Source organism: Verrucomicrobiia bacterium, assembly GCA_035577545.1.
In the GTDB taxonomy this organism is placed as follows: Bacteria; Verrucomicrobiota; Verrucomicrobiia; order Palsa-1439; family Palsa-1439; genus Palsa-1439.
In genome coordinates this window covers 19199-36268 of the sequence record DATLVI010000011.1, presented here as the reverse complement: position 1 = coordinate 36268, position 17070 = coordinate 19199, and the positions used below count along the sequence as shown (strand labels likewise).

Sequence of the window (17070 nt, the reverse complement as noted above, 5' to 3'; positions counted from 1 at the left end):
CCAAACGACCGCTAGATTGTCCTTGTGTTGGATGGCGCCAATAAAGCTCGAAGCCGCCTCCACTCGCCGCCACATTCATACTGACCGGCGAGGGCCAAGACAACCCCCAAGTATGTGGAGGACCGGAAAAAAAACTGGCCGCGGCGCGGGCACTTCAATGTTGCGCTATGGAACTCTCGGTATTCGTGCTCGTAGCCTCCTGCCTGGCCCACAAAAACCGCAAGACGCCCCAAGCCAGTGAGGTTGAGCTGCTGTCACGCTCCGCCTCGAACCGGATCTGCCGCGCCAGCGCCAGTGCCTGGCCGTCCACGGCTTCGTCACCACATGAGCGGTCCAGCAAAGCGTAGAGGACCAGCCCATTCGCTCCCACCCCGACACGAACCTGTGTTGGGCGAACCGGTCCGGGGCTGTTGACTGTCGGCAACGACGGCGCGTAGGTGACCCCACGATCCTCCAGCGCGCTAAGGACCCGGAGGACGGATTGATTGATTGATACGGGCGGTTCGGTCGGTTCGTTGTCATTCGACTCTTCCGAAAACGCGGGTGTCTTCTCGGCAGCGGAGAGCACGGCGGTGTCCACCGTGGTCGGCTCCAACAAGGAACGCAGTGCGTCCATCGGCCTGTCAGCAAGGAAAGCAGGTTGTTCACTCCAGCCAAGACTACGCTGCGCGGCTTCTATCTTTTGGCGCCACATCCCCCGGGAAAACCCGTGGGCGCTGGGCAGGGTCATCAGGCTTGGATCGAACAGGTCGGCGATGACGTATCGCGGATCGCTGGAAGAAAATGGGTTCTGTTTCGCCGCGGGCATTAGCAGGACACGCGACGATTCACGCGGAGCCGTGGCGAGCGAAACGCCGGAAACACGAAAAAACACGAACATCGCACCGAAGGCCACCAGGGAGCCGGCCAGGATCCAAAGGAGCAATTGTCCTTGGGCAAAGGACAGCTTGGGGGTGCTCCGCATGGCAACTCAGTTTGAAGTGCCCGCCGCTGCTGCCTCGGGTCGGGCTGCCATGTTCACGGTCGTGATACCGGCCCGAGTTGCTGCCTCCATGATCTGCATCTCGGTTCCTTGAGAAACCTGCTGATCGGCCTTAATGATCAAATCATGACCGCGACCCTGCTGGATCGCATCCCGAAGCGTCTGTTCCAGCTTGTCCATGGTAATGGGTTGATCGTTGAAGAACAGCAAGTCATCGCGTGCCGCGGTGACAACGAGCGATGGGAACACGGCCCTCAAACCCATTCCAGACGGAGATAAGTCGACAGGGACACCCGGCACCATAACGAATGAGGAGTTGAGGACAAAGAAAAGGAGCAGCAGGAACACAACATTCACCAGCGGGGCGGCATCGACCAACCCTTTCGAAATCTGGCAATGGGTCCGGAACGTCATCGCAGCGCCACCACTTTGCTCGACTGTTCGCCACCGTCCTCTTTCCGCGCCAGGTACTGCACGGTTTCATTGGCCGCCCGCTCCATGTCGAGGACCAGGTTTTGAACGCGGCTAACCAGATAGTTGTAGGCGATATAGCTGGGAATCGCTACCACCAACCCTCCTGCCGTGGTCAGCAACGCCTGCCACACGCCCCCGGCCAATTGTCCCGCCGTCGTCGCCTGAGTATTCTCGATCACCTTGAACACCTGGATCATCCCCCACACCGTGCCGAGAAAACCCAGCAACGGCGTGATTTGCGCGAGGGTCACCAGGATTGGCAAATTATGCTCCAGCCGTGTCACCTCGGTACGGGCGGTGTCCTGAACGGCTTCGCGAATCTCCTCGCGGGACCGATCGTGGTTGACCACCGCGGCCATGACGACCTGGGCGACGGGGCCGGCGGTTTCCTTGCAAGTGCCGATGGCTTCGCTGATATTTCCGCGCTTGAGAGAATTCAGGATGCCGTTCACAAAATCGTTCGTGTGGATCTGCGCGCGATGATAATGGAAGAGCCGTTCGAAAAACACCGCGATCGCCAGAATCGCGCTGATGAGAATGAACCACATCAACGGTCCGCCTTTTGTCATGACTGTCAGCATATACTGCCTCCTCTTCCGTACCTTACAGATGGCCCCTTTTCACCGATAAGCCAAGCACTTTTTGTACTCAGAACAGAATCAAATGCTCGACGCGCAACTTGCGAATCTTTTCTTCGAGCAAGGTTTTCATGTCGGGACACAGATTCGCAAGTTTTTGATAAAGGATGATTGCTTCGCGCCACTGCTCACGCCGTTCTTTGATGGTGCCGGCGGCGTACCCCGCTTTGCACATCCAAAAGCGTTCCGGGGGGGTGTTCGGATCCGGGGCCGCGGCCTGTTCGTACACCGCCTTGCTATACCACTCGTATGCTTCGTCGAGCTTCTTCGCCATTTCGTAGGAGCGACCAATTCCGTAATAAAGTTGATCGCGCAACGTGGGATCCCCTTCCCGCGCGGTATCCAACGCCTTGCGGTAACTCGTTATCGCGTCGTCAAAACGACCCAGCGTAAATTGCATGTCGCCCTTGCGCCCGATCGCTTCCGCCACCAGATAGCAATCAGGGAAATCCTTGGTGAGTGAATCGAACACGAGCAGCGCATCGCCGAACTGGTTCTTCTCACTCAAGGCGTCCCCTTCCCCAAAGCGCGCGTCACAGCGCCACCCTGACTCCGGGAAATTCTTCAACAGGGCTTCGTAAAGCTCGATGGCCGGCGTGTAGTCCTGCCGCAGATAAGCCGCGCGCGCGGCCATGTACTGCGCGGTGTCCGCCAGCTTGCTGGTCGCATAATTCTTCACCAGCAACTGAAACTGCTCCTGTGCCTTGATATAGTCCTTTTGCTTCAGGTAGTGGTCGGCAATCCAAAACTGCGCGTCGGGAGCGAGCAACGACTCGGGGAACTTCTTCGTAAACTCGCCAAAGTCGGTGAGTGTCTTATCGGCCTGCCCCTTCTGCGCGTAACACCAGCCGCGATTGTAAAACGCGCGCTGGCCAAGTTCCGAATTCGGCGCCACGGCCATCAGCTTCTCGAATTCCGCCGCCGCCTCATCATACTTGCCCTCATGATAGAACGACTCGCCGATCGCCAGGCTGGCTTTCGTGGCCCATTCGTTTTGTGGGTATTTCTTCTCCACCGCCGCGTAAGCCGCGCGCGCCTCGGCCTCCTTCCCCGTCCCGCTCAGGATGACCCCTACGTTGAACTGCGACTCCGCCGCGTGGTCGCCCTGCGGATATTGCTGGACGAGCGACTCGAAAACGTGCACTGCCGCTTCAGCGTTGTGCGTGCGCTGGTACGCCTGACCAAGTTGGAACATGGCGCGGTCGATCAGCTTCGTTTCGGGGTACGTGCTGATGAGCCGCTGATAATCCGTGATGGCGTCCACAAACAGGCCGAGCGCGAACTCGGCGTCGCCCGCCTTGAAAAGGGCCTCCGCCGCAATCGTGGGATCCTTCGCGAGGGTCGCCGCTCGTCGAAAATACGGAAGGGCATCGGCGATTTTGTTGAGCTTCCATGCGCACCAGCCCGCGCTGAAATTCGCTTTTGCCTGCAACGCACTCTGTGGATACTTTTCGATCAAGCTCACGTACTCGGGCAGCGCGTTGGTGAAATCGTTGCTGCTGAAGAACAGGTCACCAATGGTCATCTGGATCTCGTCGGCGAGCGGGTCAGCCGGAGTCGACTGCAAATATCCCTTCAACTTCTCCACGCCCTCCGCCAGCTTGCCGCTGCGAACGTAGGCTTCACCCAATTTGAGCATCACTTCGCGCTTCAAGGGCGGGTCCTGCGCGAGTGCGAGGGCCTGCGCAAAGGCCTCCGCCGCATTGTCGAATTTCTCCTGTCGCCAGTACACCCAGCCTTCACCACGCCAGGCCTCCGCAGCCAGCTGGCTGGTGGCAGGTTTGTTCGGACTGGATTTGTAGGCGTCGATGACCGCCGCATAACGCTTCACTGCCTCATCGAACCTGCTACGGCCCAAGAGTGAATCACCCAGCCAGATGCTGGCGCGGAATGCCGCCCGTGTGTTTGGATACTTGCCAACAACATCGCTGAGGACAACGTCCGCTTGTTCAAACTTCTGAATGGCCAGGAGAGTCTGGCCGCGCAAGAGTTCCGCTTCTTGCGCCAAATCCGTTTTCGGGCCGACCTTGTCGAGCTGATCCAGTGCTTCCATCGCGCTGCCGAACCGGCCCAGTTTGAACCGCGCGAACGCGAGCCCATAGAATGCCTGCGGTCGATACGCGCTGCGCGGGTATTTCTCGATGACCTCTGCGTAACGCTGCTCCGCCTCGCCGTACCGTTCGCCGCGCACCAACGCTTCGGCGAGCCAGAACCGAAAACTGTCCGGTCGTTTCTCGGTCGGCCACTTGGCGAGCGCATCCTGCAGTGTCTTTACCGCATCCGACCATTTCCTCTGGTTCAACTGCGCCTGCGCCAGGTCGAGCACAACCTCATCCGCCCTCTCCGAGTCAGGGAATTGCTTCAGATACTCCGCAAACTGACGCTCGGCCAGATCGTTTAGCCCGTCCTTAAATGCCGCCTCCGCGACGCGGTAGAGCCGCTTCTCATCCGGCGTCGCACCGGTGACGCGATTCACCGCGCCGCCAACAAACAACAACGCTGCTATGAGCCGCAATCTTCTCATCCACCCCATCAGACGCAATTATTGGCAGATTGTTCACCGCGCGGCAAGTTTTGATGTCGTCGCCAGGAAACCTGCTCTACTTGCCGTACATGAATAGTAGTGGACGCCAGACGCGTTTCGACCAGGCTCGCTCGTTGTGTTCCGCCTCGGGGTCGCGATACCATTCCAAATTTCCCCCCATCTTGAACCCATTGGCTTGCAGCGCCCGCAACATCGCGTCGCAGCCGGGCTGCAACTGAGCGTCCAATCCCACGCCGCCGCCGTCGATGTAAATGCGGATTTTCTTGTTCGCACCGGTGTAATTCTCGACCAACGATGGGGCGTTGATTTCTCGGTAAACAAATGCGGGCGACAAGCACGCTGCTCGTGAGAACACTTGCGGATAATTCCACACCATCAAAAACGAGATCAGCCCGCCCATCGACGAGCCCATCACCGCCGTGTGCTCGCGGTCCGGCAGCGTCCGATACTCTTTGTCGATGAACGGCTTCAGCTTCTCGACGACGAACCGCATGTACGCCCGGCCGGTCGGAGTGTTGGAATACTCCATCCCACGATCGGCCGTATTGTAAATGCCGACGACGAGAATTTCTTGCAGCTTGCCCTCACGAATCAGCCGGTCCGCCGTCTCATCAATTTGCCAGTCCACGCCCGTAAACGAAGTTGCCGGGTCAAAAATGTTTTGCCCGTCGTGCACGTAAAGCACGGGATAATGCTTCTCGGGACTTTTCTCGTAGCTGGGAGGCAACCAAACAATCACGTCTCGCGGCTTGATCCCCTCACCCTCCATTTGGCGGTGGTATTTCACCACCCCGGTAATCTGTCCCTCGACTTTGCGAACGATGTCCTTGTGCAGGATGTCGCGCCAGTTCGCCACAACGATGGTCACCGTCTCGTTGCTCTGAACGTTCAGCGTATAATTCCCCGGCACGCTGCCGTCCGCGCTGACCGCTTCGGTTTCCCAATTCCCCCGCGTGATCTTGTATTCGAGCTGGCTTCCCGCCGGAAAACTGTACGTCCCCGTCCAACTCCCATCATCCTGTTTCTCCAAAGCCACCGCACCCGGGTTCCACCCACCCAGTTTCTCGTCACTCCCCACGATAAACAACTTCGACCCCGCCGGTGCATTCTGCGCCATAACCTTGAAAGTAATGCGCGGGGCCTGAATCGCAGAATCACCCCAAGCCAGGTGCGCCGCCATCATCATCACCATGAGGAACCGCCAACCAAATCGCATTCTTAATGTCTCCTTAAATGGGCACAACCTCCCGCGCCAGCATGTGCTTTAGAAACTGCCCGGTGTAAGACTTCTTATTGTCAGCGACTTTCTCAGGCGGGCCTTCGGCAATGATGCGGCCACCGGCGTCGCCGCCTTCGGGGCCAAGGTCGATGACCCAATCAGCAGACTTGATGACGTCGAGGTTGTGTTCAATGACCAGCACCGTGTTGCCGGCGTCGCGGAGTTTGTTGAGCACTTCCAGCAGTTTGGCGATGTCGGCGAAATGCAGGCCGGTGGTCGGTTCATCCAGAATATACAATGTCCGCCCCGTGGCGCGCTTGGCCAACTCCGTGGAAAGCTTGACGCGCTGGGCTTCGCCGCCACTGAGCGTCGTGGCTTGCTGGCCGATCTTGAGATAACCGAGCCCGACTTCCTGCAGCGTCTGGAGAATATCGCGAATCTTCGGCACCGGGCGGAAGAAGACCTCCGCTTCGTCTACCGTCATATCGAGGACATCTGCGATGTTGCGCCCCTTGTAAGTGATCTCCAGCGTCTCGCGGCTGTAACGTTTGCCGCCGCACTGCTCACAGGTCACATACACGTCCGGTAGAAAGTGCATCTCGATCTTGATGATCCCATCACCCTGGCACGCTTCGCAGCGCCCGCCTTTCACATTGAAGCTGAACCGACCAGGACCGTACCCACGCACCTTCGCATTCGGCAATTGCGCGAACAGCGTGCGGATGTGGTTGAATGAGCCTGTGTACGTTGCGGGATTCGACCGCGGCGTGCGGCCGATTGGCGACTGGTCGATGACAATCACCTTGTCGAGCTCTTCCAGGCCCAGGATCGCCTCGTGCGCGCCGGGACGGTCCTTCGCTCGATAGAATTTTCGAAAGAGTGCCTTGCGCAGGATATCATCCACCAGCGTGCTCTTACCCGAACCACTCACCCCCGTCACGCACGTGAGCAACCCGAGCGGGAACCGCACATCGATTTTCTTGAGATTGTTTTCATTCGCGCCCTTAACGATGAGCCAGCCTTTCTTCGGGGCGTGTCTCGTTTTTGGCACGGGAATCTGCAATTCGCCGCGCAGGTACCGCCCTGTCAGCGATTTCGGGTTGTCGAGGATCGTCTGGATTGGACCCGCCGCGACAAGGTAGCCGCCGTGCAATCCCGCGCCGGGCCCGAGATCGACAATGTAATCCGCTGCGCGAATCGTGTCCTCGTCGTGTTCGACGACAATCACGGTGTTGCCGAGATCGCGCAATCCCTTGAGCGTGTCGAGCAGGCGATGGTTGTCGCGCTGATGCAACCCGATGCTGGGTTCGTCGAGCACGTACAACACGCCGACGAGGCCCGCACCCACCTGCGTCGCCAACCGAATGCGCTGCGCTTCCCCACCCGAAAGCGTGTCGCTCTGGCGGTCGAGTGTGAGATATGCCAACCCGACGTTCTTGAGGAACGTCAACCGCGACCGCACTTCCTTGATGATCTCACCTGCCACCTGCTCTTCAAATTCCGTCAACGCCAGGGATGCCAGGAACCCGAGGGCGTCCTTGATGCTCAGTCGCGTGAAGTCGATGATCGACTTGTCGCCGACCGTGACCGCCAGGCTTTCAGGCCGCAAGCGCGCCCCCTTGCAGTCGGGACACTGCATCGCGACCATGAAATGCTGCAAGCGCACCTTCGTGAACTCGCTGTCCGTCTCCTCGTAGAGACGTTCCAGATTCGGGATGACACCCTCGAAGACCTTCGTCATCTTGCGCCACGCGCCCTTGCGCCAATGGGTGAATTCAATCTCGGCGTCGCCTGAGCCGTGCAACAATTCCTTCTGCACCTTCTCCGGCAGATCCTTGTATGGTAGTTCGAGGTCGATGTTGTAGTGCTTGGAGAGACCGCGCAGCAGCATCTTATAATAAATCATCAGCCGCCGCCCGCCGCGACGCCACGCCGCGATCGCGCCACCCGCGACCGATTTGGTGCGGTCGGGAACGATCAGGTCGGGATCAAAGAACAGCTTCGTGCCGAGGCCGTGGCAGGTCTTGCATGCGCCGTCGGGCGAATTGAACGAAAAATGCCGCGGCGTGAACTCGCCGTAACTGATACCACATTCGGGACAGGCGTTCTGGTTGCTGAAGAGCCGCTCGGACCACGGCATGGTCACGGGCGTGGTCGGCGTGCGGTAGAGTACCTGCAACAAACCTGTTCCCCACTTCAGCGTGGTCTCGACGGAATCCGCCAATCGTGCCCGCGTTTTCACGGAGGCGATCAGCCGGTCCACCACCAACTCGATGCTGTGATTGCGCCGCTTGTCGAGTTTGACACCTTCGGTGACGTCAAGAATTTCGCCATCAACGCGGGCACGCACGAACCCCTCGCGCTTGATGCGGGCGATCACGTCGCGAAACTCACCTTTGCGACCGCGCACGAGCGGCGCCAGCAGCATGAGTTGCGAACCCTCCCCCAAATTGAGAATCTGCTCCACAATCTGGCTCGATGTCTGCGTCGTGATCGGTCGCCCACAGTGATAGCAATGCGGCTTGCCGATGTTCGCAAACAACAGCCGCAGATACTCATAAATCTCGGTGGTGGTGGCGATGGTCGAGCGCGGATTGTTGCCGCCAAAGTGCTGTTCGATGGCGATGGCGGGAGAAAGGCCTTCGATGTAATCAACGTCCGGCTTCTGCAGTTGCTCGAGAAAATTGCGGGCATAGGCCGAGAGGCTTTCCACGTACTTGCGCTGCCCTTCGGCGTAAATCGTGTCAAAAGCGAGACTGGACTTGCCCGAGCCACTCAACCCTGTGACCACGATGAGCTTCTCACGGGGGAGAGTCAGGTGTATGTTCTTGAGGTTGTGCTCGCGCGCACCAGCTATAATGATAGAGTCTTTGGACATGGCCAAAACCGCCGAATTTCGAATAATCCGAAAGTTTTCATTGTAGCAGCGAATTCGGGGTTATCCTAGGGAATTCCTCGGAAATGCGTGGCATATCACCTGCTTAAAAGAGGGTTGTCGTGGCAGAGGCCATACGAAGCAAACAATGTAATCAGGGGAAAAGGGAACAAATGGAAACGACCGCAACAGAATTTGACCAGGGCGTCGCGAAGCACAGCGACAAGCAGTTGGAACAACTGCACACGCAGATGGAAGCGCTGTACCAGAACCTGCGCACCGTCCGTCACGCCATCAACAACAACGTGGCTGTCATCATGGCCATGGCCGAGCTGACCCAGCGCAACCCGGCCCAATGCGCCAAGCTCAGCCAGCTCTGTCTCGAGAAGTCGCCTCAGATCGCCGCCGCTATCGGCGGGTTCACGGAACTTTTTGAAGGCGCTGTCTGCTTGCAGGAAGAACTGGATCACCACGTTGCCAGCAGTACAACCACGGCGTAGTCGCGCGAAGCGGACGACCGCGTTGGTGTCTGCCCTCCCCTGCAGGCACAGTCGCATCGCCGCAATCGCGCGTGGAACAGCAACCTTGTGAGCACTGCAAAACGTAAATCGAAAGACGTAACGCAGGAGCAGGTCCGCTCTCTGGAAAACGTCAACCGCCTCAAAGCCGAGTTTCTCGCCAATGTCAGCCATGAACTCCGCACTCCAGTTCACGCCATCATTGGTTATGCCGAACTGCTGCTCGATACCGTCTATGGCCAGATGACCAACGAGCAGGAAGAGTCCGTCCGCTACATCCGCGAGAACGCCCAGGATCTCCTCAGCCTCGTCAATAATCTCCTGGATCTCGCGCGCATCGAAAGTGGCCGCACCGACCTGATCCTGGAGTCCTTCGATTTGCGCGGTCTCGTCAGTGAACTGATCGGCCAACTCAAGCCCCTCGCCGACGGCAAGCGCCTGGAAATCAATGTAACCGTCTTGATCGAAAATGCCGTCATCCGTACCGACCGCGGCAAGCTCAAACAAATCCTCATCAACCTGGTCGGCAACGCCATCAAGTTCACCGAACACGGAAAGGTCACGATCGCGATTTGTGAGGACCCAAACCCCGGTCCCGCCACAGCCTCCGGTTCTCCCCGTCTCGCCCTCAGCGTGCAGGATACCGGCGTCGGAATTCCCATCGACAGGCTCGATCACCTCTTTGAGAAATTTTATCACCTCGATGGCCCCGCCACCCGTTCCCATGAGGGCACGGGCCTCGGCCTCTACATCACCAAACAACTGGTCGAACTCCTCGCGGGTCGCGTCGACATCAAGAGCGCACCCGGCAAGGGCACAACCGTCACCATCTCCATCCCCCAAAACTTCGAAGAGATCGAAGGCATCCAACGCTTGCGCACCCGTCTCGCCGGGGCCAACACCGTCGCAACGGATGTCGACGGAGACAGCCGACGCCTTGTCCTCGTCGTCAGTGAACGTCCAGACATCGCGCGCATCCTCGCTGCCGGGCTCGGCTCGCACGAGTATAACGTTCGCACCGCGCGCGACGGCGAAGAGGCCGTGACGCTGGCCGTCAAGCTCCATCCCCTGGTGATTATGCTGGATGCGCACGACTCGTCCTCGGAACTCTGGTCCGTCTTCCAGGAGCTGAAGACCAAGCCCGAGACCAAGGACATCCCCACCATTTTCCTTTCCAACGACGCCGCCCACGTCGTCGGCACGCCGCTGACCGTCGCTTCTGCGCTGAACCCGGGCGACGTATTGCGCAGCGTCCGCGCCGCTACTCCCACGTCCAAAAAGAACGTGCTCATCGTGGACGACGAGGAAAGTTTCCGCGACGTCCTCAAGTGCGCGCTGAGCGAGGAAGGCTATCAGCTTTCCGAGGCCGCCACGGGTAACGAAGCCATTGCGAAACTGCAAACGGCCACGCCCGACTTGCTGCTGCTCGATTTGAATCTTCCCGACACCGATGGCTGGGGAGTCATGCGCTACATCACCCAACAGCCCCGGCTGAAAAGCATGGGCGTGCTGATCATCTCCGGCGCCATGCTCCACGAATGCCAGTCTGTGGAAATCCAAAAGCATGACTATGCCTTCATCAGCAAGGGTGAGTTCAAAATCCATCAGGTCCTGGAAACAGTCGCGGATTTGTTGGAGGTCAACGCGTCGTGACGAATCTGTTGCTGATTGAGGACAACCCACATCTGCAGCGGATTTTCTCCGAGAAATTCCGCCGCGAAGGCTTCAACGTCACTCTCGCCAACGACGGTCATCAAGGTCTCCAATGCGCGGCGAATATCCACCCGGCGGTGATCCTGCTCGACACGATGATGCCCAACATGGACGGCTTCGAGGTGCTCACCCACCTTCGCGCCGATCCCGCCCTGCGCGGCATTCCGGCTTTCGTCCTTTCCAACCGTGCTTCGAGCGACGATATCCAGCATGCACTCGCGCTCGGCGCGCGCCAGTTTTTCACGAAGGGTTTCTCAGCCCTGGAGGACATCGCCCGTCAGGTTCGCGTCACCTGCGGCCTCAAGAAGGCCCTCGTCTGCACGAATAGCCTCACGCTCGCCGAGCCCATCGTCAGCGCGCTGGCTCATCCACAATTGCTCTGTTCTGTCGTCACCCTTCTCGACGAGATCGTCGGCGCCGCCGAGCGCGGCAACCCCGAGATCATCGTCCTCGACGCCCGCGTGCCGAACGCGCTCACCCTGCTCCAACAGCTCAAGACAAATCCCGCGACCAAATCCGTCCCCGTCATCGCCGTTGGAAGTCCGGGCCAGACGCCGAACCGCGCCGATGCGTTCATCGACAGCGCGCGTCTCGTCTCCGACCTCCGCCCCGCCGTGATGAATCGCCTCGGCCTGGAAGAATCCGCCGTCACAAGCCCGAGCAACGTCCCCGTTCCCGCAACCGCCTGACGTTTCTTCCTCCAGCCCGCTCCGATTTCTTCGGGCTCAGAACATAGCAGGGGCTCTGCCGCCGCTACTTTTCCGTTGGCTTCTTTTCCTGAATCGGGCTCACTTCCCGATCTGCACGACCTCATTACCCCTTCAAATTGGGTTCGTTTTGGAAAACGAACCCACCGAAGTTTTCAAAGAACATACGTCGTAAACTCCTACTACAGGCGCTGTTGCATCAAAACCGCCTTCGCAAAAAATTGGGTTCGTTTCGCAGAAACATGGTTTTTATGTTTTCCCCTCCCCATCCGTAGCTTTGGCCAAAGGCTGACGCGTCGCGCTATACCACGAGTTGCAACAGCGGACACCCTCACAAAATAGCAGTTCACATCTTCATCATACCAGCCCCAATGCCTCATGTCCAGCACAATTATCAATTTACGATACACGGGCACCCGCCTCGCTGTGTCGAGGCGCTGATTCAGTATGATCCCCTCCCCGGAGGGGATAAGGGGGTGGGTACTCTACCTCGATTCCGCAGACTGTCCCCTTGTAGCGGCAGGCACGATCCCAGATCGTTCATCTTCCCACACCTGCGAAGTTGTGCGCTACGCGTTGAATGTTGAGTGTTGAACGTTTAGGTGTTCTTCCGCCCCCTTCTTCGAAACCTGGCTCAACTCAAACAACTTCTTCGCCAGCTCCGGCGTCTGCTTGTAGCAATCCAATCGTCGACTCGTGACATCTCCTTTCGCGTTATCTCCACCACAACAATCTTGTCTTGGAGATGGGCCTTCGCAACGGATCATAAACCGATTTGAGTACAGGACGCTTTCCTGTGCACCTCCCCCGCTGTCGAGAAGATGCCAGGCCGCGTGGCCGACGACAGCGCAAGTTTCCCGGGCGGATGGTTTTCACGAAGATGGCAATGCTTGGGCCGCCGTCAACCGGCCATGTGCCCGCTGGCGCCGTAGGATCCAATGGATAATTGGCTTGTATCCGCTGGGTTGCAGGGCTATCATCGGTGTTGGTTCGACAAGGTTTCACCGGTGAGGCGGAGACCGTTGTACAGCAGTCCATGAACCGTACCTCTTTAATTGTAGGATTGATCGCTGGGATTCTTCTTATTCCCCGCCTCTCCAATGCCCAGTACTCCGCCAACTTCCAAACCAACATCATCAGCGGCGTGACCAGCAATTGGTCGGACAATTTCTATTACAATATCGGTGGCATTGGTGATGTGTTGCTCATTGAAGGTGGTGGAGTACTGGTCAACGGTGGGGGCGAACTGGGGCCTGGCAATGGGAATAGCAATAACTTTGCCCTCGTGACCGACAACGGTTCGGTGTGGAGCAATAGTCTCCTGTATGCGGGCAACAGCGGCGCGCGTAACAGCCTGGTGATTAGCAACGGCGGCCAGGTAATCAATAGCGGCTTCTGTATCGTCGGCAACGGCGTCCTACCCACCATCGGCAGCAATACCGTTCTGGTCACGGGCACCGGTTCTGTCCTGAGCAATGGACAGGATTTGACGATTGGCTACTACTTCGCCGCCAATCGCGTGGTGGTCGAGAACGGCGGACAATTGATCAATCACAACGCAAGTTTGGGCGGCGGTACCGTCACTTCAAGCAATAACAGCGCATGGGTGCGAGGGCCCGGTTCCCTTTGGATCAACCATGGACAGGTGACTTTCAACGGAGTCGGCAGCAGCCTCGTGATCAGCAATGGCGGACAGGTGACGGATTCCTTTGGTTACCTGGGGTATTACTTTGGAAGCAGCAATACCAGCGCTCTCGTAACCGGCTCGGGGTCGGTGTGGAGCAACCAACAGGATTTGTACGTGGGTAATTTTGGTTCTAGTAACACCCTGGTCATCAGCCACGGCGGTCTCGTGAACAGCTTCAACTGCTTCGTGGGTTACAGTTTGAGCAGCAACAATAGCATCCTGGTGACCGACCCCGGTTCGGTCTGGAGCAACCGGAACCTGACCACCTTCATCTTTGGTTCGCCCAATAGCCTCGTCATCAGCAACGGCGGCCAGGCGATCACCCCGTCGGGAGCAGAATTCGACCGCGCCAGAATTGTCGCCACCGGAACCGGTTCGATCTGGAACAGTGGGACCTTGCTTCTTGCTTCGGCGAATAGTTTGGTGATTAGTAACGGCGCTCAAATAATCAATACCGAGGCCCATGTGGGTCACAGCGGTAGCTCCAATACAGTACGCGTCACGGATGGCGCTCTGTGGCAGAACAATGCGCTATATCTGGGGTACTCTGGATCGAGCAATTCGATTGTGGTCGCGGCCGGGTCGGTCTCGGCCACCAGTCTGGTCGTGGGGCTCGCCTCGGCGAATTGCGATAATCTGCTCCAGGTGGACAGCGGCAGCGTGGTGGTGACAAACGCAACGCATGACGCGGTGCTCGAAGTGCGGCGCGGGCGGTTGGTTCTCAATGGGGGGACGATCCAGACGGACATTTTGGTGATGACGAACACTTGTGCGTCCCTCGTCCATAACGGCGGTGCCTTGATCGCGGGAAGCGTCATTCTGGACCCGAACGCGTTTCGCATAATGTCCGTGACCCGTCAAGGAAACGATATCCTCGTCAGTTGGCTCACGGGCCCGGGCCAAACCAACACCCTGCAAGCGACTGCGGGCGATGGAAGTGGCGGCTACAGCACAAACGGGTTTACCGACATTTTCGTGGTGACGAATAACACAACCGCCGGCACGGCGACCAACTATCTCGACACGGGCGGTGCAACCAATGTCCCCTCCCGCTACTACCGCGCGCGGCTGGTGCCCTAGCAAAAAAGACCGAACCGATCGGACGGATTTTTTGCACCAGAAACGTGGCGTGCGCAGGTCGATTGCAGCGAACACAACACCGCCGCATATCGCCCAGCCGGTGCTCCCTCCACCTCCCTTTTCCGCCTGATCTCTCACCCCGCCGCCGCGTCCACTTCCAACTCATCCAACCGCTCCTCGATCGTCACCGCTGTGGACTGGACACGGCAAAGATTCGCGTACAAACCGTCCGCCGCCATCAATTCCTCGTGCGTCCCGCGCTCGATAACGTGTCCCGCTTTCAGCACGAGGATCTGGTCGGCGTTGCGTACCGTCGACAACCTATGCGCGATGACAAAACTTGTGCGTTGCGCCATCAGCCGCTCCAGTGCTTCCTGGATCAGTTTCTCCGTCGCCGTGTCCACGCTCGCGGTCGCTTCGTCCAAAATCAAAATCGGCGGGTCTTTCAACAGCGCCCGCGCAATGCTCACGCGCTGTTTCTCGCCCACGCTGAGTTTCACGCCGCGTTCGCCGACGCGTGAATCGTACTTTTCCGGCAACCGCATGATGAACTCGTGACAGTTCGCCGCCTTCGCCGCGTCCATCATCTCGGCCTCACTGGCGTCGAGGCGACCATAAAGAATGTTCTCGCGGATCGTTCCATTAAAGAGAAACGCCTCCTGCGACACGATGCCGATCTGCTCCCGCAACGATTCGAGCGTCACGTCACGGATATCGTGTCCGTCAACCAGGATTTGCCCGTGCGTCACGTCGTAGAAGCGCGGCAACAGGTTCACGATCGTGCTCTTCCCCGCGCCCGTCGGTCCCACCAATGCAATCGTCTCCCCGGGCCGCGCATGAATATTGACGCCACCCAGCACCGGCAAATCCGCGCGATACTCGAATCCGACATCCCGATACTCCACTTCCCCACGTACGCGATCACCCAACACGCTGGCACCCGGCTTTTCGCCAATCTCCACAGGCGCATCGAGAATATCGAACACCCGCTCGCCCGCCGCTCGGCCCGCTTGAAACATCTGGTTGAGCCCGTGCAACGAACGCACCGGCTCGTAGAACATCCACAGGCAACTTAGGAACCCAACCAACCGGCCCAGCGACATCCCACCGCCGATCACCGCGTAACCACCCACCAAAATCACGATCACCCGTCCCAACTCCGCGGAAAACTCCATCGTCGGGCTGTAGAACGACCATGCCCGCATCACCCGCAGCGTTGCCATCCGCAGTTCACTTGCCCGCTGCGCAAACCGGCCCAGCTCGTGCGGCTCGCGCCCGAACCCTTTGATTTGCCGGATGCCCTGCAGATTATCGTGCAACAAGGAATTCAAGGCCGACGTGGCCCGGCGCACCAAACGATACCGGCCGTGCGCCGTCAGGGTGTACGCCAGCGCCCCCGCCACCAGGATCGGGATCGGCGTGAGCGCCCACATCGCCAGCCGCGCATTAAATGAAAACAACAGCGCGCCCACGCCGACGATGCTCAAGACCGACACCGTGCCCTGTTCAATGCCGTCGATCAACACGCGCTCGACGGCATTCACGTCGTCAATGACCCGCGTCATCAAATCGCCCGTAGCCCGCTGGTCGTAATAATTCACCGACAACCGTTGCAACTTGTCATACAGGTCGCGGCGCATGTCGTAGATCACACGCTGCTCGAAATGGTTGTTGAGATTGATCCGCAGGACGTTGAAGGCGCCCTTGAGGAAAAACGCCGCCAGCACCGCCCCCGCCACGAGCGGCAACAAATCCGACCGCCCCTTGCCAATCACGTCGTCGATCACAATCTGCGTCAGCTTGGGAAACGCGAGGCTGGCCAGCGTCGTCGCAATGGCGCACCCCATCGTGCCGACCGCAAATCCGGGATAACGCTTCACGTAGCCGAACACGCGCACGAAGATCTCCTTCGCGCCCCGTTTCCGCGCCACCATCGTCTCGTCGTTCTCGGTATCGTGATGCGCCATCACAATTAGATTACCCAATCCGCCGAGTGGTTGCACGCGGGAATTCGCCAAGACCTCAAGGAGCGTGCGAATTTCCGTTTTGGAGGGACGCGCTCCGTCGCGTCCGTTCGGCCGAAGCGGTCATGACGGCGCCTGACCCTCCAAATGAAGCTTTACCGGACCGAGCGGAAAGCGGGTACCGGCCCCGCTCGGGCATGGGGCATACCCGCCAGTTTGTCCCTTGCCGGTAATAGCAGCGACATGACAAACTGAGTTTGTGCTAACAACATGGATAGCCGGAATGCGATGAAAGTATCCCCGGTCAGCATCATTCTCACCGGTGTCGGACTTGCCGGAGCAGTTGTACAGTTCCTGTATCGGGAGAGCGGAAAAAGCGATAGCATACTGTCCATTGGCGGTGCCATCTTCGGAGCTACGATTTTCTACAGGTGTTTTTGGGGACGAGAGTCATTGCGGAGGATTCGAGGACTTGAGGCAGTGAGCGATTTCGAGATGCGCATCATTGGCATGGCCGCGCTCACGTGGGCGTTGGTATCGTGTTATGTGTTTGCCCGGTACAAGATTTGAGCGCTTGTCAATTCCATTGCTTGAGGTTGCGCGTTAGGTTCCCCTCGCCTCTCTTGACCGCAAACGTCCTCCGCCGCTACTATGCGGTGCCGGCAACG

Annotated in this window: 12 protein-coding genes; 5 read left to right on the top strand and 7 right to left on the bottom strand. The window is 58.6% G+C overall.

The features are described from left to right. Positions 1-154: 154 nt before the first annotated feature. The 6 genes from VNL17_03940 to uvrA form a co-directional block, all read right to left on the bottom strand. On the bottom strand, positions 155-964 hold the full coding sequence (locus tag VNL17_03940) for a hypothetical protein (protein ID HXI83224.1): 810 nt from the start codon (positions 962-964) through the stop codon (positions 155-157). A 6-nt stretch (positions 965-970) separates the two neighbouring features. Continuing rightward, positions 971-1396 carry a biopolymer transporter ExbD gene (locus VNL17_03935; protein HXI83223.1) on the bottom strand — a complete coding sequence of 142 codons (426 nt, stop codon included), beginning with the start codon at positions 1394-1396 and terminating at the stop codon, positions 971-973. Then, positions 1393-2037: a MotA/TolQ/ExbB proton channel family protein gene (locus tag VNL17_03930; protein HXI83222.1), complete on the bottom strand. Its 645-nt coding sequence runs from the start codon at positions 2035-2037 to the stop codon at positions 1393-1395. Before VNL17_03930 ends, VNL17_03935 begins: the two co-directional genes overlap by 4 nt. A 67-nt stretch (positions 2038-2104) precedes the next feature. Next, on the bottom strand, positions 2105-4618 hold the full coding sequence (locus tag VNL17_03925) for a tetratricopeptide repeat protein (GenBank protein ID HXI83221.1): 2514 nt from the start codon (positions 4616-4618) through the stop codon (positions 2105-2107). Between the two features lie 76 nt (positions 4619-4694). After that, a complete protein-coding gene (locus VNL17_03920) occupies positions 4695-5855 on the bottom strand; it encodes an alpha/beta hydrolase-fold protein (protein ID HXI83220.1) in 1161 nt (386 codons plus the stop codon). 13 nt (positions 5856-5868) lie between these two features. Beyond that, the gene (gene uvrA, locus VNL17_03915) at positions 5869-8736 is read right to left on the bottom strand and encodes an excinuclease ABC subunit UvrA (protein ID HXI83219.1); all 2868 of its coding nucleotides are present in this window, start codon (positions 8734-8736) and stop codon (positions 5869-5871) included. A gap of 170 nt (positions 8737-8906) precedes the next feature. Here uvrA and VNL17_03910 point away from each other — a divergent pair, with 170 nt between their 5' ends. From VNL17_03910 to VNL17_03895, 4 genes are all read left to right on the top strand, one after another. Continuing rightward, positions 8907-9233, top strand: a complete 327-nt coding sequence (locus VNL17_03910; protein ID HXI83218.1) for a hypothetical protein — start codon at positions 8907-8909, stop codon at positions 9231-9233. 87 nt (positions 9234-9320) lie between these two features. Beyond that, positions 9321-10904: an ATP-binding protein gene (locus VNL17_03905; protein ID HXI83217.1), complete on the top strand. Its 1584-nt coding sequence runs from the start codon at positions 9321-9323 to the stop codon at positions 10902-10904. Then, complete coding sequence (locus tag VNL17_03900; GenBank protein HXI83216.1) at positions 10901-11653, top strand: response regulator; 753 nt, start codon at positions 10901-10903, stop codon at positions 11651-11653. The genes VNL17_03905 and VNL17_03900 overlap by 4 nt, the downstream gene beginning before the upstream one ends. Positions 11654-12707: 1054 nt before the next feature. Next, positions 12708-14438: a hypothetical protein gene (locus VNL17_03895; GenBank protein HXI83215.1), complete on the top strand. Its 1731-nt coding sequence runs from the start codon at positions 12708-12710 to the stop codon at positions 14436-14438. A gap of 134 nt (positions 14439-14572) precedes the next feature. On the opposite strand, the gene VNL17_03890 is transcribed toward VNL17_03895, so the two are convergent. After that, positions 14573-16441: an ABC transporter ATP-binding protein gene (locus VNL17_03890; GenBank protein ID HXI83214.1), complete on the bottom strand. Its 1869-nt coding sequence runs from the start codon at positions 16439-16441 to the stop codon at positions 14573-14575. A 249-nt stretch (positions 16442-16690) separates the two neighbouring features. On the opposite strand from VNL17_03890, the gene VNL17_03885 reads away from it, so the two are divergent. Continuing rightward, complete coding sequence (locus tag VNL17_03885; protein ID HXI83213.1) at positions 16691-16972, top strand: hypothetical protein; 282 nt, start codon at positions 16691-16693, stop codon at positions 16970-16972. The last annotated feature ends 98 nt before the right edge of the window (positions 16973-17070 follow it).